15 protein-coding genes are annotated in these 21422 nt (G+C 38.2%); 8 read left to right on the top strand and 7 right to left on the bottom strand.

Annotation, left to right across the window (positions count from 1 at the left end):
* The 4 genes from K1X82_04025 to K1X82_04010 all read left to right on the top strand — a co-directional run.
* Positions 1-1461: OmpA family protein (locus K1X82_04025; protein ID MBX7181259.1), on the top strand; the 1461-nt coding region annotated here is incomplete at its 5' end.
* A 93-nt stretch (positions 1462-1554) separates the two neighbouring features.
* Positions 1555-3798 carry an OmpA family protein gene (locus K1X82_04020; GenBank protein MBX7181258.1) on the top strand — a complete coding sequence of 748 codons (2244 nt, stop codon included), beginning with the start codon at positions 1555-1557 and terminating at the stop codon, positions 3796-3798.
* A 60-nt stretch (positions 3799-3858) separates the two neighbouring features.
* Entirely contained in the window at positions 3859-7890 is a 4032-nt protein-coding gene (locus tag K1X82_04015; protein MBX7181257.1) for a hypothetical protein, read from the top strand.
* Positions 7891-7923: 33 nt separating this feature from the next.
* Entirely contained in the window at positions 7924-9888 is a 1965-nt protein-coding gene (locus tag K1X82_04010; GenBank protein MBX7181256.1) for a hypothetical protein, read from the top strand.
* A gap of 165 nt (positions 9889-10053) precedes the next feature.
* Here the strand turns inward: K1X82_04010 and K1X82_04005 are convergent, their stop codons facing one another.
* Positions 10054-10245 (bottom strand): hypothetical protein, encoded by a 192-nt coding sequence (locus K1X82_04005; protein MBX7181255.1) that lies wholly within the window; start codon positions 10243-10245, stop codon positions 10054-10056.
* A 191-nt stretch (positions 10246-10436) separates the two neighbouring features.
* On the opposite strand from K1X82_04005, the gene K1X82_04000 reads away from it, so the two are divergent.
* A complete protein-coding gene (locus K1X82_04000; protein MBX7181254.1) occupies positions 10437-10640 on the top strand; it encodes a hypothetical protein in 204 nt (67 codons plus the stop codon).
* Here K1X82_04000 and K1X82_03995 read toward each other — a convergent pair.
* The 3 genes from K1X82_03995 to K1X82_03985 are packed head-to-tail and all read right to left on the bottom strand — an operon-like array spanning position 10630 to position 13324.
* A complete protein-coding gene (locus tag K1X82_03995; GenBank protein MBX7181253.1) occupies positions 10630-11916 on the bottom strand; it encodes an ABC transporter permease in 1287 nt (428 codons plus the stop codon). The genes K1X82_04000 and K1X82_03995 overlap by 11 nt on opposite strands.
* Entirely contained in the window at positions 11916-12665 is a 750-nt protein-coding gene (locus K1X82_03990; GenBank protein ID MBX7181252.1) for an ABC transporter ATP-binding protein, read from the bottom strand. The genes K1X82_03995 and K1X82_03990 overlap by 1 nt, the downstream gene beginning before the upstream one ends.
* A gap of 56 nt (positions 12666-12721) precedes the next feature.
* Positions 12722-13324: a superoxide dismutase gene (locus tag K1X82_03985; protein ID MBX7181251.1), complete on the bottom strand. Its 603-nt coding sequence runs from the start codon at positions 13322-13324 to the stop codon at positions 12722-12724.
* Between the two features lie 621 nt (positions 13325-13945).
* On the opposite strand from K1X82_03985, the gene asnS reads away from it, so the two are divergent.
* The 3 genes from asnS to K1X82_03970 are packed head-to-tail and all read left to right on the top strand — an operon-like array spanning position 13946 to position 19076.
* Positions 13946-15340: an asparagine--tRNA ligase gene (asnS, locus tag K1X82_03980; protein MBX7181250.1), complete on the top strand. Its 1395-nt coding sequence runs from the start codon at positions 13946-13948 to the stop codon at positions 15338-15340.
* A 4-nt stretch (positions 15341-15344) separates the two neighbouring features.
* Positions 15345-17048, top strand: a complete 1704-nt coding sequence (gene aceK / locus K1X82_03975; GenBank protein ID MBX7181249.1) for a bifunctional isocitrate dehydrogenase kinase/phosphatase — start codon at positions 15345-15347, stop codon at positions 17046-17048.
* A 24-nt stretch (positions 17049-17072) separates the two neighbouring features.
* Positions 17073-19076 carry a thioredoxin domain-containing protein gene (locus K1X82_03970; protein MBX7181248.1) on the top strand — a complete coding sequence of 668 codons (2004 nt, stop codon included), beginning with the start codon at positions 17073-17075 and terminating at the stop codon, positions 19074-19076.
* Positions 19077-19282: 206 nt separating this feature from the next.
* Here K1X82_03970 and K1X82_03965 read toward each other — a convergent pair whose 3' ends face one another.
* The 3 genes from K1X82_03965 to K1X82_03955 all read right to left on the bottom strand — a co-directional run bounded on the left by K1X82_03965 (position 19283) and on the right by K1X82_03955 (position 21405).
* Complete coding sequence (locus K1X82_03965) at positions 19283-19525, bottom strand: hypothetical protein (GenBank protein MBX7181247.1); 243 nt, start codon at positions 19523-19525, stop codon at positions 19283-19285.
* On the bottom strand, positions 19526-19852 hold the full coding sequence (locus tag K1X82_03960) for a hypothetical protein (GenBank protein ID MBX7181246.1): 327 nt from the start codon (positions 19850-19852) through the stop codon (positions 19526-19528).
* A 146-nt stretch (positions 19853-19998) separates the two neighbouring features.
* On the bottom strand, positions 19999-21405 hold the full coding sequence (locus K1X82_03955) for a hypothetical protein (GenBank protein MBX7181245.1): 1407 nt from the start codon (positions 21403-21405) through the stop codon (positions 19999-20001).
* Positions 21406-21422: the final 17 nt, after the last annotated feature.

Genomic DNA, 21422 nt, shown 5'->3' with positions numbered 1-21422 from the left:
GCCCTGGCAAACTCAGAGTATGAACGTTTGAAATTGCAAGCAGATGAAGCTCAAGTACTTGCAAGTAAAAAGGCAAAAGAAGCCGCCCAAGCCCAAAAGGCAGCTCAATCAGCAAATCAGCAAGTAGCTAATGCTAAGGAATCTGCAGAGCTTAAAGCCAAGAAGGAAGCTGAAATTAAAGCAGCAGCAGCAGCCAAAACAAAATTATTGGCAGCTCAAAAAGCTAAAGAAGCCGCTGAGTTAAAAGCCATAGAAACAAAAAAGGCTCAATTGGAAGCTGAAAATACCTTAAAAAGAGCTAAACTTGGAATAAAAGAAGGAGAAAGCATTTCTGATGCTTTAACGAAATTAGAACAAGAAATTAAAGCTAACCAATCAGAAGAACAGGCAGCTTTGGCTGTTCTGAAAGAAAAAGAGGCCGCCTTTAAACAAGCAAAATTGGAGGCAGATGAAATTCAAAAGAAAAAAGCAATTGAAGAAGCAAAAAGAAAAGCTTTGGAAGATTTAAGAATTAAGGAAGAACAACGAGTTAAATTAGAGAACGAGGCTAAATTAAAAGAGGAACAACAAAGAGCTCAAGCTGCTAAATTGAAAGAAGAGCAAGAAGCAAGATCCGCTCAAATAGCTGAAGAGAGAAAAGCTGCGCAAGCTAAAGCGGAAGAAGAAAGACAAAAGTTGGCTTTGGCGAAGGAGGAAGCGAAAAGAGCTCAAAAAGAGAAGTTAGTGGCTGATTCTATTGCCAAAGTTCAAAATCAATTGGCCTTAAAAGCAAAATTGAAAGCAGATCAAGAAAAGAAGGAGAAAGAGCAGTATGAATTAAAAGTACAGTATGAAAGTGGGGAGATGCAAAAGACAATTGCAACGCAGAAGAAAAGAATTGGAGAACTTGAAAACGATAATCGATTGTTGAGAGAAGAGATGAAGGAATTGGCAGATAAAGTAGAGTTTTTAGCAAAAGAATTGGAGTTTCAAAAGGCAAGGCTTCAAGAGGCTAATCAAAGAAATGCTACTATCAAGAGTCTGATTATGCAAGAAGATGCTCCTGAAGTAAAGGTGGAACAAACCTATGTGGATGATGATGATTTTTCTCAGTTGAGAGAAAACAAAAAGGTAATTTTGAAGAATATTTATTTTGACTACGATAAGTCTTTCTTAAAAAGGGAGTCTTTCCCTGAATTAAATAAATTGTATAATTACCTTGTCATGCACCCTGATTTGAATATTGAAATTGGGGGTCATACTGATTCTAAAGGTAATGATGAGTACAACTTAAGTTTAAGTAAAGATCGTGCCGCCGCAGTAATGGAGCATTTGTCTGCCAAAGGGATAAATGGAAAAAGGTTAAGGGCCGTTGGATATGGAGAAACTCAGCCCATAGCCCCCAATTCCAATCCAAATGGTACTGATAATCCTGAAAACAGACAATTGAATCGTCGGATAGAAATAAAAATATTTAGATAAAAAGACAATCTTATTTATAGGTTTAAAATAACTCGGATTTGTCGAATAAAAAATGTAGCATTGCAGTTCGTAAAATTTTCAGAAATAAGTGTTATGAATGTACTAGTTAAGGTTGTGAATTATCGAATATTGGGGCTTGCCTTTGTATTCGCTTTTTCATTTACTTTTTCTAACGCCCAAGATAGTCTGAACACAGGAGGAAAGTTGAAAAGTAAGGAGAAACCTTACAAGCCTAAGACATCAATTGCAAAGGAGAATTTCTTTAATGAGAATTTTAAATCTGCACTTGAAGATTACCTTTTAATGCTAGTCAACGATCCTAAAAATGTAGATTATAATTACTACATTGGATTGTGCTACCTTCAAACAAATATTGACAAGGTTAAGGCAGTAAGTTATTTGGAGTTTGTTGCAGAGCAAACAAAACATCCAAAAGATGCCTTTTATCACTTAGGGAGGGCGTATATGTATGCAGATCGATTAGATGATGCTATTCGTGCTTTTGATAAAGCCAAGGCTGAAGAAGGTGATACCGAAGTAAACGGTCCAAAGCCATCTAGATGGATTGAGATGTGTATTAACGCTAAAGAGTTTAGAAAGAACCCTATAGATTGTAATTTTGAGAATTTGGGTAGTTCTATCAACTCTCCTTATCCGGATTTTGATCCTATGGTCCCCGAAAATGAGTCTTTCCTGATTTACAATACAAAAAGGCCTGATAATCTTGGACTTGAGAATGATTACGATGGATTTAAGATGAATGATGTTTACAGGGCAAGAGAAAAAAGAGGAAGGTTTACGGAAGGTAGGAATGCCGGATCATCTATTAACACAGAGTGGGTTGAAGAGGCAGTTGGTTTATCTCCTGATGGAGAAAATTTGGTGCTTTTTATAGATAATTTTGATGGGTATGATGATATCATGATTTCCAAAAGGAAAGGTAGAGCTTTTGAAGAGCCCTATAACCCTGGCTCAAATGTAAATTCAGAAGAGGTTGAATCATCCGGTTCTATTTCAGCAGATGGTGATTGGTTGTTTTTTACCAGAATTGCCAAAGGTGGAATTGGTGGTTACAATACGGATATTTTTATGTCCAGAAGGCTGCCTAACGGATTGTGGGGTATACCAATTGATTTAGGTCCGAATGTTAATACTAAATACAATGAAACTCACCCCCATATATCAGGTGATGGAAAAACCTTGTTTTTTTCTTCTGAAGGTCATACCAACATGGGTGGTTTGGATGTATTTAAATCAGTTTGGAATCCAGTTACAGAAACTTGGGGTTCTCCTTCTAATTTGGGCTATCCAATTAATACTGTTGGGGATGAATATTCAATTTATTTCTCCAAAAGTGGTCGATATGGTTATGTTTCGGCCTTAAGGCCCGAAGGTTTTGGAGATTTGGATATTTATCGTATCACTTTTAATGATGTAGAACCTGATTACACCATAATGGCTGGGTATATTACTAATATGGTGGATACCTTAAAAGCAGGTCAACCGGTTGTTCCAATTCAAATGTATATCACGGATGACGAAACGAATGAATTAATCGGTTTGTATCGTGCCAATAAAGGTACCGGCCATTATTTGAGTGTATTACCTGCCGGACATACATATTGTGTTTATATTGAATCAGAGTTGTATAAACCATATTCAGAAGTAGTTGAGGCATTTGATAAAAGTTCCTATATTCCTTTAATTGAAGATAAGGATTTTACTTTAGAACCGGATTCTGACGCCATTGCACGCAAACGATTTAAAGCTCAAATTTCCAGTACGCCTTCGCAAGTTTCAGCATACACCAAATCGGAATTCAAAGACCTGGCAAAAGAACAGTCCGAATTGGCCCTAATGGAGGATATTCGTAAATTAGAGGCAGAAGTTGAAAGGTTGAAAAATTTGAAAGAAAAAGGATATCGTACCGATTTATTTGAAGCGGATATTGCCAACATTAAAGTTGGAGATAAAATGGTGTTGAGTGATGTCTTTTTCTTCGACTTCGATATAGCCAATCTTGGAAAAGATTATTATGATGCCTTGGAACGACTTTACAAATTTCTTTTGAATAATCCAAGTGTTACAATTGAATTAAGCGGTCACACCGATTCTAGAGGTTCAATAGAGTATAATTTAAAACTATCCAAAGCTCGTGCTCAAGGTGTTTATGATTATTTAGTTTCAAAGGGGATAAAAGGAAAACGATTGGTACCTAAAGGTTATGGTAAAAGTACTCCAATTGCTGCTAACCAGAACCCCGATGGAAGCGACAATCCCGAGGGTAGAAGGATGAATCGTCGACTTGAAGTGAAAATTTTAAGTATTAAGAAATAATTCCATTTTTTATTTCCCAACAAATTGTATTTTAGTGCTGCATTTTAATTTTGTGAGGCAGTGCTAGAAAAAGTTTACTTTATTTCCCCTACCGGTATCAAAAGAGTTTTTACTTTTTTGTTTCTTATACTGAGTTTCAGTTCATTTGCCCAATATAAGGGCTATTTGGAAATCAATGGTAGTTCCAATGAGATGTCGGCCGGTTTGAAAGGTTGTCTTGTTACATTGTATGTAGATACCGCTAAAAATGGGACCTATGTTCAACAAGAACAAATGGTAACTCCAAATAATGCCAAGTTTAAATTTAAATTGCGCTACAATACAGTATATCTTATTGAATGCTCTAAAGGCGGATATACAACTAAGAAAGTACGGTTTGATACAGAAATAAAAGAATCCAAATTGGATTCTGTTTCTAAATTCGAATTTATTGTCGATATGATTCCTGATAAGGATGGAAAAAAGTTTGTTAGACCGGTGGCCAATGTCTTTTATCATATTAAGAAGTCCTCTTTTGATTATGAATTGGATTATACTAAAGAGGAACAAGAAGAGGAAGAACGAAAAGAAAGAGAACGTTTGGAAAAACTTGAAATGGCCAGGATTGCTGCCGAAGAAAAGGCTGCACTCAATGAAAAAGCCAAAAAGTATCAAGATGCAGAATCAAAAGTTGCTGAAGAAAAAATTGAAAAGGCACTTCAAATTGCCGGAAATGATAAACCTGCCATTTTGAATCAATTTAAACAAACTATGCTTCAAGGTCAGACTTTCCAGGATGAAAAGGCGGAAGCTATGTATGAAAAGTACCTTTCTGAAAAAAGCAAAGTTGCTTCAAATCCTAATGAGGTTATTGATTATAAATCTGTTGTTCAAGCAGCAAAAATTGTGGGTGAGCAATTAAAGCAAGCTCAAGATAAAGAAATCATTGAAAAGGAAAAAGAAATTCTAGCCAAAAAGGAAGCTGCAGCCAAAACTCAAGAAGAGGTTTTTAAACAGCAACAATTGGCTGTTAAAAGCGAAATGACCACCAAATTGGAAATGGCAGCCAAATTGGAAGAAGAGAAGAAAGCTAAAGCCAAAGAGGATTTCAATAAAAAAGTTGCCGAATCCATTGTTAAGGGTGGAGGTGATAAAGATTTAACCATTGAAGCTTTAAAGCAAACTTTCCCCAAAAATGATCCATATGCACAAGTAAAGGCTGAAGCTATCTTTGAAGAATATGCAAAGAAAACCTTGGCTAAAGGAGGTGTTGCAAAATCAGATTTAGATTTTGGTGCTCTTTTTTCCGCTGCCGAAATGGCTGAAACAAAAGCCATTGCAGAAGATGACGCAAGAACAACTTTTAAGAATACTCAAGGTGTTAAGGAATACCAAAGAAAAGAGGCTGAAAAGTCTAATAAAACCCAACAAATAGCAATTGATAAAATTACTAAGGCAATTAAAGAAGCCAATGGAGACCCGAATGCCATTCTTGCAGGGTTTGAATCCACTTTTGAAAAGAATGATCCTTTTAAAAAGGAAAAGGCTAAATCAATGTATGTTCAATATGTTAATGATTTAAAAAGGGCGCAAAGTTCAGGTGGAACAGCAGGAACCGGTATCGACTTTCAATCCCTTTTTGGTGCTGCCAACAAAGCTCAGGAAGATTTGGAAAATGGAGACTATGTAACCCCGAAAATTCCTGAATTGCCTGGGCAAAAGCCTGTAGTTTCAAAAGAAGAACAAGAGCGTATTGCCAAGCAACAGGCTATGAAGGAAGCTCAAAAGAAAATTGAAGAAGTGAAAGCCGAAGAGCAAAGGAAGGTCGAATTGGAAAAGCGAATTCGATTCGAAGTTGCAGTTAAAAAAGGAGCAGAAAATAAAACATTAATTATCAGGGAAATTGCCAATACTTTGCCACCAAATGCGGATTTCAAAGAAGAGCGTGCCGCAGCTATGTACGAAAATTACCTTCAGCAAAAAGCTAAGCTCGAAAAGTCAGGACAGGTAAATTCAACCATTGATGTAACCTCTTTGTTTGCAGCTGCCGATGCTGCTGTTGCAACACAATTGGAGAACAAGTATAAAAATGTAATGCTGGAGAAGGAAATCGCCGAGGATACAAGGAAAAAAGAAGAATTTAAAACTCGAAGCCAGATTTCGTCACAAGAAGTTGATCAACAACTGATAATGGCAGAAGAACAAAAGAAAAGTTTAAAGAAACTGGAAGAAGATTCCAAAGCCAGAGAGGATGAAATTCGCAGAATTAGTCAGGCTCAATTAAAAGCATCTGAAGTGGAAAGAAAGGCGGAAGAGGCTAGAATTGCTGCACAAATTAAGCAAGCACAAACTCAACAAGTTGGAAAGTTGGAAACAGAATTGGCTGAGTTGAATGAAGAAAGAAATAAAAAGAAGATTCAAGAAATTGATGCACAGCAAGCAGAATTGAAGAAAATAAGAGAAGAGGAGGAAAAGATTAAAAGGTTAGAACAAGAAAGAGAGGCTAAATTGCAACAGGCAAAGTCGTCTACCTCTGAATTAGCTAGTGCAGAGGCAAAAAGAATTGCTGTTGAAGAAGCAAATAGAAAAGCCAAAGAAGAACAACAACGTATTGCCGCCGCCACTTTGGCCCAACAAGAAGCCAAACTAAAAGCTGAAGAAGAAGTAAAAGCTAAGGAACGTGCTAGAGCGGAAGAGATTCGTAAATCCAATGAATTGGCCAAGATGGAATCTGATTTAAGGGCAAAGGAAGAAGCTAACTTAGCTGAGTATATCGAAAAGGTGAAGAAGGATGAAGTAAACAGAGAGGCAATTGAAAAAGCTAGAATAGAAAAAGAACGTGCAGCACAAGTTGCATCGGCAGAAAAAGCCAGATTGGAAGTTCAAAGGGAAGCAAAAGCCGAACAAGAACGTCGTGAAAGAGCTGAGGCTCAGCGTTTAGCTCTGGAAGCTGAAAAGGAAAAGGATGCAGCATTGCGGGAAAAGAAAGCTCAACAGGCAAGAGAAAGAGATGCAGCAGCTATTGCTTTAGCTGAACAAAAGCAAAAAATTGAAGCAGAAAGAAGAATTAGTGAAGAAGTGGAGAGGCTAAATAAACAAGCATCCGCTCAAATTGCTGCTGAACAAAAGGCCAAAATTGAAGCAGAGCGTCAGGCAAAAGAAACTCAAGAACGATTGGAAAGAGAAGCTTCTATTCGGTTAGCAGCAGAAGCTAAAGCGGCCCGTGATGCAAAAGAAAGAGAAGAAAAATTGTTAGCCTCTAAACAAAAAGAAGAAGCAGCTCAAAAGCTTGCAGCAGAAAAACAAAGATTGGCAGAAGAGAAAAGGTTGAAGGATGAACAAGAACGAATTGCTAGAGAAAGAGCAATTCAAATAGCAGTTGAACAAAAGCAAAGAGAGGAACAAATGGAACGTGAGCGTTTGGTTGCAGAAAGAAAAGCCAAACAGGAAGCCGAACAAGCAGCACTTTTGGCTAAACAAAAGGCTGATGAAGAAGCTAAGCGACTTGCAGAAGAGGAACGATTGGCTAAAGAGGCAGCAGTAGCCAAAGCCAAAGCAGATCTTTTAGCGAAAATGGAGCTGGAAAGAAAACAAAAACTTGAATCTGAAGCTATAGCAAAAGCAGAATTGGAGGCTAAACTGAAACTTGAAGCAGAACAGAAAGCCAAAGCAGATGAGGAAAAAAGAAAAAAGGAAGCAGAAGCCCGTTTGGCATTCGCAAAAGAACAAGCTAAACAAGATTCTATAAGAAAAGCCTCTACCGCTGCTTATTTAGCAAAATCTCAACAAGCTGATAAATTAAGTGAAGAAGAACGTAAGAGGAAATTTGAAGAGGCCAAAATCAACATGGAACGTTCTAAATTGTCTGAAAAAGAAAGAAGAGAACAATTCCTTTCTCAATTGGCCTCCATTTACCCAAATGGTGTTACAGAAGAAAATATCCAGGAAAAGGAGTTTAAATTGTATCGCCTGATAGTTAATAACCAAGGCCAATTAAATGTGTACGAAAAGAAAACATGGAATTGGGGTGGGGTGTTCTACTTTAAAAATGGTGATATTACCATTACTGCTACACTCTTTGATTTGGAAGTTAAGAAGTATAAAGGAAATTAATTTAACCTAAGCATCTGAAATTAGACTAAATTCATGGCATTAAGAATCCCTATTTTTTTTCTTTTCATTTCCTTTTTCCTTTCTATTGATTTGGCTTGGTCTCAATTGGCACCTCGTCCGGGTGCGCCACCTCCCAAACAAGGTAATGGTGATAATAAGGCAGCGAAGGATAATTTTTCTCTCGGTAATTATGTGGCAGCCTTACAAGAATATGAAGCCTTGGTTAAAAAAGACCCAAGTAACTTAGAATACAACTATAAAGCCGGGGTATGTTACCTTTATACCAATTTTGATAAATCTAAGGCAATTCCTTATCTGGAGTTTGTCGCTCTCAAGCCCTCTGCTACTAAAGATCAAATATACGACCTCGGTAGAGCCTATTTGGTTAATAATAAGCTTGCCGAAGCAATTAAAACTTTCGAACTTCTTAAAACAAAAATAGACCCCAAAGCAGAACCTGCTAAAATGCTGGATGTAGTTCGTCAAATTGAAATGTGCGAGAATGCACAAAAGTTGATGAAAACACCTGTTAATGTTTCTTTTACTAACTTAGGTCCTAAAGTAAATACTCCTTTCGCCGATTACAATCCTTTTGCACCGGATGAAGAGGACTATGTGGCATTTTCCACTAAAAGAAATGACGTGGTTGGTGCAAATATCGATTTTGATGGCTATAAATGTGCCGATGTTTTCTATTCCGAGGTGAAAAAAGGCGAATATGCCAAAGCCAAAAACCTAGGTCCGCTTGTTAATACAGAATTCGTTGAAGAATTGGTTGGACTTTCGGCAGATGGAAAATACCTGTTTGTTGGAATTGATAACATGGAGGGTTACGATGATATTTGGGTTTCCGAAAAGAAAGGTAAATCTTTTCAAAAATCAAAAACTCTGGGACCAACCATTAATACCTTAGAAACCGAAACGTCTGCTACTACTGATTCAGAAGGAGATATTTTATATTTCTCCAGAACTCCTTTGGATGATAAAGCAGGATTTGGTGGAACTGATATTTTTATTTCATATCGCCTGCCAAATGGTGATTGGGGTGAGCCAATAAATCTTGGGCCTCAAATTAATACCCCTTATGATGAGGATTTCCCTAACCTGTCTGCCGATGGTAAAACCCTGTATTTTTGTTCAAAAGGACATAACTCCATGGGGGGCTTTGATGTGTTTAAAGCTACTTGGGATGATAAAAATAAACGATGGAATAGGCCAACCAATCTTGGTTATCCCCTAAATACTACCGACGATAATTTTACCTTCTCTGCCCCTAGAAATGGCCGACATGGGTATTTGTCACAAATTAGACCCGAAGGTCAAGGTGATTTGGACGTTTATATGGTTACATACAATGATGTTGCCCCTGAACTTACTGCTGTTATTGGTAAAATCGCCTTCGCTGAAAAAGCTATTTCAAAGGGATTTAAAGTGCAGGTTTATACTAAAAATGGTAGCGATAAGCAATTTACCGATGCTTACTTGCCTCCTAAAGAATCAGGTTGGAAGTTTAAAGAAGAGAAATATCTGCCCTTAGAAGCCGGTTATAAGTACGATGTTAAAATTGTTGGTACCATGAAAGGTACTATGCAAACCTATCCTGCTGAGAAATTGCCAAAAGATTTAAAGGATTTTAAATGGATGGATACCAAAATTACAAAGGTTAAATTGGATCCAAAAGATGCAGCTAAAGTGGAGGTAGACTATTTCTCTTTTAAAGAGCGTAAAGAGGTGATTTTTACCTTTGAAGTTAGAAGAGCCGGTGAATCTGAAATCTATGCCACCATTCGTCCTAACAAACGTAAAAGTAACTACGTTTTGGCCCTGCAACAAGGAAAATATGATATATTAATTAAGGCTATTGGATATAAACCTATTCAGGAAACTATAACTGTCTATGATAAAGGAGATTATATTCCTGAAACTTTCAAAGATATTATCATGGTTCAGGATGGTTTAACTATCCCACCGGATTATCCTAAACCTACTGGCTTTTAAATGCTTTTCTTTTGCTCAGGAGATTTGTTGGTTCCATTTTATTTCACATTTATTCTGGTCCTTTTCTCTAAAGTATGCGTCTGCTAAGCTCCTTGTTCTTCCATAGCAAATCAATAAAAAAGCCAGTCTCAATCGAAACTGGCTTTTTTGTAGGTTAGGCTGAAATTATTCAGTTACCCATTCTCCTGAGTTAGCAGTGCAAGATGTTTTTGCAGCATCATACAAAGTTTGGCTGTCTTTTGTGCAATAAGATGGACCGGTAATACCGCTGATTTCGCAGTGACCACATTTTTTACAAGAAGCCATAGATGCTACTGCAAAGGCAGCAATTGCAACAATTGAAAAAAATCTTTTCATTTTTTTTGTTTTTAGGTTAATAATGATTTGTGACCAAAAGTATTGGTTTATGGATATCATTTACATCCAAAAAAAGAAAATTCTTACTACCTATTAAAAGTCATAAAAGTGAATTTCTGGCAGTACATCGAGGAAATTGGCGCGTTTGTCTCTTATAGTATTACTTTTGTAACACATTAAAACCTAACATCATGAAAAAAGGAATTACAATTTTTGGTTTACTTGCTATCGGCATCATTGGATTTTCATCCTGCAAAAAATGTGGGCATTGTGAAGATTCCTATGGCTATACCTCTTCTTCATACTGCTCTAACGGTATGGTGGTTCAAAATACAGCATACAACTTGGAAAAATCAAGTTGTGAAACTGGCGGTGGAACCTGGGTTAAGGATTAGTTCGTTTAAATACTCGAATTATTCCAAAACATGCAATGACAAAACATCCGGTTTGCAACCACGGCAAACCGGATGTTTTGTTTATTCCACGTAAGAATATATTATTGAATGATTCAAGCCCCCAATTCAATGGCGAAATCGAACTAATATACTGAATGGTTTCAGGCATTACATAGGTCGGAATCCAAATTCCACCTAAGGCAGATAATATCACAATACTTACTGAGCCAAAAACCATGGCTTGTTGAAGGGTTTTAAAAATACTTCCTACCATTACCCCAAAAGCTGTTGCCGAAAATGCACTTAAAAAACCTGCAAGGCCAATCAATAAGAACTTATTTCCAATTACTAATTTAGGTAATCCAAATAAAGGTAAAATCCATATACCTACTCCTAGCATTACCCATAACTGAATTTGACAAATGATGGAATAGGTAATGATGCGTCCAAACAGTGGAATGTATAAGGATCCAGGCAATACCAACAATCGTATCTCACTCCCTAAATCCCTTTCCTTAATCATATTTCCTGCCATTGGAATTACTATAAAAAACATGGCAAATAAGGTCCAGGCAGGAACATTATGTTGCACCGAATTGGTGGTAAAATCAGGTAGGTTTTTATTGCTTGATGCAACAATCTGTTGAAATTGAATGCCTGAATTGGTGTCAAAATCCAGTTTTTCTTTTTGTGGGGCTACCGCACTTAACGAAGAGCCAAATGCCTTAATAAATTCTTTAAGTTGAATGTCCGAAACAAATTTTTCCATACTGCTTAATACCGAAGTGCGAAACGATTTTTTTGCTGCCGGATCGATGAATACTTTGAATTCAATGGTTGGTTTGGCAGTGTTGACACTTTCCGATTTCTCCAACAAACCAAATGCCTGCAATGTTTCTTGTACTTTACCATTTACTCTTTCTCTCAAAACCTTGGTGCATCCTTTGGGTATACAAATTCCTAATTGATATTTGCCTGTATTAACTGCTTTCAAAACCTCCTGCTCCGTCAAACTCTTTTCCTCTAACAAGGTGTCAATTTTGAAAATGTTGGATTCTGTTAATCCTTTAATGATATCCTTGCTTAAACTATCCTTGTCCTGGTCCAATACTAATATTGGAATTTTTATTTCTTGATATTCCCGAAATGGAGCATCTTGAATTAGCGACATAATAATAATAAGGGCAACCGGCATGAAGAATAATACGGCCATGCCACCTTTGTCCCTTAATAAAATTAGAAACTCCTTCTTGATATATGCTGATAGCCGTAACACTAATCTCTAAGTCTTTTTCCTGTTATTTTTAAAAATACTTCCTCTAAACTTCCACAAGCAGGATATCGGTTGAGTAACTCATCCGGATGACCTTGTTCAACCAGTTTGCCATGATCAATAATACCCACCTTACTGCAAAATTGCTGAGCCTCATCCATTAAATGGCTTGTATAAACTATGGTGGTTCCCCTCCTGTTCATTTCCCTTAATTCATGCATAATCGAACTTCTTGATTGTACATCAACCGCTGCCGTTGGTTCATCCAAAAATAAAATAGCCGGATGATGAAGAATTCCTGCAATTAAATTAAGCCTGCGTTTCATCCCTCCTGAAAAACTGTTGACTTGTTTGGACCCCGCAGAGCTTAATCCAAATTTTTCAAGATTTTCTCGAATTGTTTTGTCAAGTTTTTTCCCGCTCAAACCATAAAAATTACCAAAAAACTCAAGGTTTTCATAGGCAGTTAAAGTCGGAAATAAAGCCAAATCTTGTGGTACTACACCAATAATCTTTTTTACTTCTTTCATGTTCTTCCTTACATCGTAACCTCCCACTTTCACGAGTCCATGATTAAAATCCAACAACCCGCAAAGGATGGAAAAAGTGGTGGTTTTTCCTGCACCATTCGGACCCAAAAGCCCAAATATCTCACCGGGCTTAATTTGAAGCGTTAGGCCATACACTGCAGGTATTTCCGACTCCGGATAAATTTTTTCGAGCGAGGATATTTCGATGGCGTAGTGTGACATGAAAAACAGAAGGGCGAGAATTTGTTCCCGCCCTTTCGTTGTTTAAAGGGTTAAAATTAATTGGCAGCAGCAAATCTTCTGGAAACTTCTTCCCAGTTGATAATATTGAAAAACGCTCCAATGTAATCCGGACGACGGTTTTGGTAATGCAAGTAATAAGCATGTTCCCAAACGTCTAAACCTAAAATAGGGGTGCCTTTCACTTCGGAAATGTCCATTAAGGTATTGTCTTGATTAGCAGTAGAAGTAACCACTAATTTGCCGTTCGAAACAACCAACCAAGCCCAGCCTGACCCAAAACGAGTAGTTGCAGCTTTGGTAAAGTCTTCCTTAAATTTATCCATTCCTCCTAAGTCGCTTTCAATTGCCGCAGCCAATTCAGCCGATGGTTTTCCTCCGTTTGGAGACATCACCGTCCAAAATAAATTGTGGTTGTAATAACCGCCTCCATTGTTTCTTACTGCCGGCGAAAGCTTGGAAACATTGGCCATTATTTCTTCAATGCTCTTGCTTTCCCATTCCGTTCCTTGAATCGCGGTATTTAGATTGGTAGTGTAAGCTTGATGGTGTTTGGTGTGATGGATTTCCATGGTGCGGGCATCTACATGTGGTTCCAACGCATCGTATGCATAAGGTAATTTTGGTAATTCGAAAGCCATAAGTGTTGTTTTTTAGAATTTGAGTGCAAAAGTAATAAGAACTAAAGGGTTTCTTAGCTTCATTTAGCAATTTTTTTAACCAATTGTAGCAGGCTCCTTTCTTGGTGGGTAAATGGGCGTAAATGCCTAAAATAAAGGAGTAGGAAGTGTTTTTATAGTATGCGGGCCGCCTTGGCCTTTATTAGAGTAAGTTGTGTTACCATACTGATTGCAACGGCCAAGTCGCCGGGCTATCGCCTGTACTCCTCGTACCTTCAGGCTAAGGCCTTTCGGTACTGTGGGGTACTTGGCTCTATCCCTTCCCGACCCTAAACCCAAAGTACTGCACATTGACCTTGCAGTTACCTCGGGCAAGGATAGAGCTAGCTACCCCACAGGGCCGCGTTGCGATAGCAGCGGACCGAGGAGTAGCAGCGATAGCCTGACCCTGAAGCCCTTGCAATCATCCTATTCGGTTGCACTTCACCCGGTTGGGCGAAAGGGGGCCCGCCAACTATTAAAACTAACCTTTCAATTCCTTAAACCAATTGTGAAAATTTTCCTTAAATCTGTGCAGATACACCATCTATTCAACCTACATTTTGCGTTCCTTTGCATCCTCAATTTTTAACAAAATCAAGAATGGCACTGAAACATAGCAGCGTTAAAAAATTATTGAAAGAAACCGAAGCCGGACAAGAAGTTACTGCAAAAGGCTGGGTGCGAACCCGACGTGGAAATAAAAATGTAGCATTTATTCATTTGAACGATGGCTCCACCATAAATAATATTCAGGTTGTTGTTGATTTGGCTACCATTTCGGAGGAAAGCATCAAATTGGTAACAACGGGTGCCTGCATAGGTGTGGTCGGACAATTGGTTGCCTCCCAGGGACAAGGTCAAAGTGTTGAAATACAAGCTAAATCAATTGAAATTATTGGTGAAGCCGATGCCGAAACCTATCCGTTGCAAAAGAAAGGACATAGTTTGGAGTTTTTACGCGAAATTGCCCATTTGCGTCCACGCACTAACACCTTTGGGGCGGTATTCCGTGTGCGCCATGCGTTGGCTTTCGCTATTCATAAGTTTTTCAACGATAAAGGCTTTTTCTACTGGCATTCACCTATAATTACAGGAAGTGATGCCGAAGGGGCCGGACAAATGTTCCGTGTGTCGGTGTTGGATGATAAAAATCCTCCGTTGAATGAAGATGGAACTGTAAATTATGAGGAAGATTTTTTTGGGAAAAAGGCAAGTTTAACTGTTTCAGGGCAGTTGGAAGGGGAACTTGGAGCCATGGGCTTGGGACATATATACACCTTTGGGCCTACTTTCAGGGCCGAAAATTCAAATACGGCACGCCACCTGGCTGAATTTTGGATGATTGAACCTGAAATGGCATTTTATGAACTGGAAGATAACATGGATTTAGCAGAGGAAATGCTGCAATACCTGGTAAACTATGCCTTACAAAATTGTGCCGATGATTTGAAGTTCCTGAACGATATGTATGACAAGGAATTGCTTTCTCGTTTGGAATTTGTAGTGAATAACCAATTTAAACGTTTGACCTACACCGAGGCTGTAGAGATTTTGAAAGCAAGTGATAAGAAATTTGAGTATAAGGTGGATTGGGGCACAGATTTACAAAGTGAACACGAACGGTATTTGGTAGAACAACATTTTAAAAAGCCGGTTATTTTAACTAACTATCCCAAAGAAATAAAGGCTTTTTACATGAAACAAGATGCGGATGGTAAAACCGTTCGTGCTATGGATGTGTTATTTCCGGGAATTGGTGAAATTATAGGAGGTTCTCAAAGGGAAGAAAATTATGATAAACTTAAAGCTCGCATTGACGAACTTGGAATGGATGAAAAAGAATTGTGGTGGTATTTGGAAATTCGCAAATTCGGAACTTGTCCACATGCCGGGTTCGGTTTAGGTTTTGAGCGTTTGGTTACTTTCGTTACTGGAATGGGTAACATTCGTGACGTAATTCCGTTCCCAAGGGCTCCAAAAACCGCTGAATTTTAATGGAATGGAAAGTTACAAACTCGTTGCTGAACATATTCTTTTAAGTTTTGATAGTTTTCACAGGCTATTCTTTTTTGAAACAGGATTGGCCGGTGATCGATTTACCTTTAGGAGGTGGCATGAAATTAAAGAAGCCAATAACCGCCGATTGGATCTTTACAAAGAACATGTTTCGAGGTGCGTAACCACAATTAATGATCGTTTTCCTGATTATGTTGCATCCAAGGAGTTTTGGGTAGAGGCCAAGAATGAATTTTCACATGCCATTGCTGAACGTCATGATGGTCCTATTGTTGAATCTTTTTTCAATTCGGTTTTACGAAAAATATATATTACAGAAGGGATTACAGAGGAAATTGAGTTTATACCTTTTGCCTCGGAAAGTTTGACTAAGGATCCTTTCAATCCAATTTTCAGGATTTATTATCCAAAAGGGAAAAATAAAACCGAATTATTGACCGAAATTATAGCTGATTTCGGTTTTAGGTTCAAGTTTGCTGATTTAGAAAGTGATATATGCTACTTGGCTGAAAAGTTGGAAATGGATTTGATGGCAACCTATTCAACTACTGAAATTACCCGTATTGATATTGTAAAGCCACACTTTTACCGAGGTAAAGGTTTATATATCATGGGAAGGGTTTTTTTAGGCAATACCATCGTTCCATTGTGTATCCCATTGGTGCATCCTGAAGGCGGAGCCATTTTGGACGCCATCATAACCAATGTAGACGAGGTAAGTATGATTTTTAGTTTTACCCGGTCTTACTTTTTTGTTAGAGCTGAAAATCCCTTGGAATGTGTGCATTTCTTACATAGCATAATGCCAAACAAACCGGTTAGTGAGCTTTTTAGTTCGATAGGTTATAACAGACATGCTAAAACGGTGCAGGTAAAGGAATTTCAATTTTACCTGGATCATTCTAACGACAGATTCATGTTTGCCCCCGGAATAAAAGGGATGGTGATGAGTGTGTTTACCTTGCCGGGATATAACTATGTTTTTAAACTTATTAAAGATCGATTTGCTCCGCCCAAAAACATATCTCGTGAACATGTTGTTAGGCAATACCGATTGGTTTTTATGCATGATAGGGTTGGACGAATGGCCGATCCTCAGGAGTTTGAGTACATGCACTTTGAACTGAATCGGTTTGAACCTGACTTGTTGGAAGAATTATTGACCCTTTGTTCCGAAACTTGCTATGTGGAAGGAGATCAATTGATTATAAAGCAATTGTTTACCGAGCGAAAAATTCGACCGCTCAATATGTTTGTGGAAGAAAATGATTTTGAAACTTCTGCCAAAGCTATAGTTGATTATGGAAATGCAGTTAAAGAACTTGCTGCTGCCAATGTGTTTCCCGGAGATTTATTGATGAAAAATTTCGGAGTTACCCGGCATGGACGAGTGGTGTTTTATGATTATGATGAACTGTGTTTGCTGGAAGAATGTAATTTTAGACCTAAACCTGTTTCAAGAGACGATTATGATGAAATGTCGTCCGATGTTTGGTATACCGTTAATGAAAACGATATTTTCCCTGAAGAACTTCGAGCTTTTATGGTTCCACAAGGCAAATTAAAAGATGTGTTTCTATCTAAACACGAGGATTTGTTTTATGTGAAGTTTTGGAAGGAAATGCAGCGTAAGAACCAACTGGGCGAAGTGGTAGATTTTTATCCTTATAAAAGGGAAAGGAATTAAATTTAGAAGAATTAATACGTATTTATGGCCAACAGACTTGCCTTAGAAAGTAGTCCTTACCTGCTTCAACATGCCCAAAACCCGGTAGATTGGTTTCCTTGGGGGGAAGAAGCTTTTAGTAAGGCCAAAGAAGAAGATAAACTGGTGTTGGTGAGTATTGGCTATTCCTCTTGTCATTGGTGCCATGTGATGGAGCATGAATCCTTTGAGAGTCAGGAGGTTGCGGAGGTGATGAACAGGCATTTTGTTTGTATAAAGATTGATAGAGAAGAAAGGCCAGACATAGATGCTGTGTATATGGAGGCCGTTCAATTGATTTCCGGAAGAGGTGGCTGGCCTTTGAATTGTTTTACCTTGCCCAATGGGAAGCCAATTTATGGGGGAACTTATTTTCCTAAGCAAAATTGGATTGGGGTATTGGAACAACTGAACCGGATATGGAAGGAAGACAGGAATAAAACCCTGGAATATGCCGAAGAGCTTACCAAAGGAGTGGCCCAAAAGGCTATTGTGCCTCCCGTTGGACAATCAATAGATTATGCCGGAGTTTTGAAAGATACCCTTGCAAAATGGGAAACGAGGTTTGATAATGTGGAAGGAGGGCCAAACAGGGCGCCTAAATTTCCGTTACCAGGTGATTATGTTTTTCTGATGCGTCAGGCATTTTTGACTAGGAATGATGCAATTCAATCCCATGTTGATCTTACTTTGAAAAAGATGGCCTATGGAGGCATTTATGATCAGGTTGGAGGAGGTTTTGCCCGGTATAGTGTAGATGCTTTATGGAAAGTTCCCCATTTTGAGAAAATGCTTTACGACAATGGGCAATTGCTTGGTTTGTATGCTGAGGCTTATATCCAAACACGAAACCCTTTATATAAGCAAATTGTAGAGGAAACAATAGAATGGGTGAAGAGAGAAATGACACATCCGGAGGGAGGAGTATTCTCTGCTTTGGATGCCGATAGTGAAGGGGAGGAAGGGAAATTTTATGTGTGGCAGGAAGAAGAATTGCGAAATGTATTGGGTGGAGGTTTTGATTTGTTCAAGGCCTATTTCAATATTAATGAATTCGGATATTGGGAAGATGGGAATTATATTCCTTTACGAATGAAGGATGATGCTGCTTTGGCCGTGGCCTTTGGGATTTCGGTTAAGGAACTGAATAATAGGATATTTGAAATGAAGGGCAGGCTTTTGGAGGAAAGAAAGCAGCGGGTAAGACCAGGTTTGGATGACAAGGTATTGCTTTCGTGGAATGCTTTGTGGGTTAAGGGTTTATGTATGGCCTATAAAGCCACATTGAATCCTGAATACAAGCAATTGGCAAAAGGTGTTTTGGAATTTCTGTTGCATAAATTCCAGCGGGAGGATGGGGGTTTATTTCATACCTATAAAAATGGCAAGGCGGGTATCGACGGGTTTTTAGATGATTATGCATTTATGATTTCGGCTTTGATTGCTTATTATTCAATAAGTTTTGAAGAAGCAAAGGTTTTGAAAGCCATGGAATTGATGGAATATACTTTGGTACATTTTGATAATCCGGGAAGTCCATTGCTTTATTTTACTTCGGCTAAAGGTGAAGCATTGATCGTTAGAAGGACCGAGTATATGGATAATGTTTTGCCATGTGCCAATTCGGAGTTGGCGGTCAACTTATTTCAGTTGGCACGCTTAACGGGCAGATTGGAGTGGGAGGAAAGATCGGCTACCATGTTAAACAGTGTAGTGCCTGCTATTTCGGATTATGGGAGTGCATTTTCAAATTGGTGCCAGTTGATGCAATGGATGACTTATGGTTACAAAGAGATTGTCATAGCCGGGCCGAATGCGGAGGAAAATTGGGGGCAATTGGTAAGGCATTATTTGCCGTCGGTTTTAGTAGTGGTTGCCGGAGCAGCATCCGGTTTGGAACTAATGGAAGGAAGGACAGGTTTGGAAAGTAACTTGATTTTTGTATGCGAAAATAGGGCATGTATGTTGCCTGTGGGGAGTGTAGGAGAGGTGTTGGAAATGCTCAGGTGAAATCAGCTAATAAGCATTAGAATTTTTAAACCCAAAATTGTCATTTGAAACGAAGTGAACAAATGACAAGCGCGATGGGATGTGGGTAGATTTGGGTTAACCCCGAGCTAGTGTTAGTTAGTGCCGAGGTTACATTATGTTATAACAATTTTACATAAGAAAACTAATATATAAATTGATATTACATAATGTTCTCTCGGTAAAAATTACTTGAAAGCCTTACTAACACTTGTCTTGAAATGTAGTTTAAAATTTCTATTGACTATTTTGGGTTTATACTTTCTTAAAACCCTATCCCATTCCTTGAGTTGTTCATTGTTTTTCACACTTGCATTAGGTGCTTCGGCAATTTCACCCACCAATTTCACTTTATAGCTTAATAGAGAAGAATTTCCTAATTTCACAATGAGTCGGGTGCGAATAGTTGCCTGCTTAAACGTTTTTACCACTCAAGAAGTTCTTAAATTGCCTGTTTGTTTGTCGGTAATTTCAATGGCATCAACATAGGATGTAATAATTTGAGTAAGTAATCGCCAAGCTTCATCTTCTGATTTTCTAACCTTTAACTCGATATCAACATTGGCTACATCGGTTGCTTCAGATGATTCGTAGGCATCATCTTTTTCCATTTTGTATTGGTAAATTTTGGGAGGTTCAGTAAAACCCGGTTTGTTGCAAAATTCGATAGAACCCTTTAAGAAACCGGTTTTCTCAACAATAATGGTAACACAAGCATAGGCCGGAACAGTTACCTCAACTTGTCCGGTTCCTTGCATTTTGCCTTCTACCCAGATTTTGGCATCCGGTTCAGAAACGCTAAATCGTACTTTTTTGTCCCTTGCAAAAACTTGGACTTTGTAAAATAGTAATAATTAGAATAATGGAATTTGTATTTTTCTCATGCGGCTAATAGGTAATTACTTTAAAGTAGGGCGTTCTTCTTGAAATTAGCAATCCTTTCCTTCAGCCAGGATATGTCTGCCGTTTGTGGGTTTTCTTTAAGGAATGCTTCCAGTTTTAAAAGGTCCACCTTACTTCCATCCTTCAGCATTCCCAGGCGTTTGATTACTGAAAGAAAGTTGAGATATAGCTTTTGTTGCGTAGAAGAAATTTGCCTGGTTCTACTGAGGTATTGTCGGAAGGATTGTATACTGCTGAACAGACTTTCAATGTCTTCCAAATCGTAATATATTTTGGTTAGTAATATTCGGGAATCAAGGTGGTAGTAAACATCCGTGTATTCAACAGTAGTAAGGCTCTTTAGGGCTTGTTTCAAATTTTTTTCTGCATAAAACAACCTGGCCAGATTGTATTGGATTGCATTGGCCTGGTGTTGTTTAGGGAGAAGGGTTGAGTAATCTGTAATAAATTGATGGGCCCAGTTTATTTCATTTAGCCGGATTGAAACCGTAAGGATGTTTTTAAAATCAAATTCCCCTAACACACCATCAATTAAAATTAATTTTGATTGTAGCAGAAGTTTATAATTTGAAAAAAGTTCTTGCAAAAAGTCAGGTTGACCCGCATTGATTCTACGAATGCAATAGTTTTGAAGAAAGGTGAAAATTTCAGTTGTTTCTTGTGCCTCTATTTGGTGAAGCAATTCCTTGACGAGCTCTTTCAATTGAAAATAATGTTTGGATTCTTCCGGATAGGTAAGGGTGAAATACACCAAACGATACAGATGTGCAAGCAAGAATTTTGGATTATCATTTGGAGGCATAAAATTTAATACCTGCTCCATACCCATATTGGATTGCTGCCCGAGCGTGAGTCCCCGGTTTAGCATCTCGCACGAAAATTTAAGTCGGTTGGTAATCCAATAAGCATCCATTTCCAGAATGAGTTTGTTCAAACCTTTTTCAGCATCCTGTCTTTTTGTTTTTTGTTCAAGCCGGTAATCCAGTTCCGCTATTTTTTGGTCGAAATCTAAGTTTTGTAAGCTGGAAATCCTATGCCATGTTTGTTGTGCTTTTTGATTTAAGTTTTTACGAAAGGATTTTATGTCGGATCGGTCAACTAACATTTTGCCTAATAGTTGGGATTGGTGGCCGGGCTCCTTCTCCAATTGATTCCAGGCTACAAAACGTTCAGCTTTTCGAATTAGAAAGCTCTCCTTGTTTCGCAAGACCTGAGAGTTGTATGTTTTTCCGGGATAGAGTTTTTGAAACAATTCCTGGTTTGAAAGTTCTTTTTCCTGAGCGTAACTATGTTGAGCCAAAATTCCCAATTTAGCGTCGCTGTTGAACCATGGGGAAGATAACCAAACTTGAAAGAGTTCAAATTCTGAAGGGGAAAGTAAGTTTAAAAGGTGATTTAGTTTTTTCAAGTTACAATAGTATAGTT

This window comes from Bacteroidia bacterium (assembly GCA_019695265.1).
In the GTDB taxonomy this organism is placed as follows: domain Bacteria; phylum Bacteroidota; class Bacteroidia; order JAIBAJ01; family JAIBAJ01; genus JAIBAJ01.
This window is presented reverse-complemented; position numbering and strand designations above follow the sequence as displayed.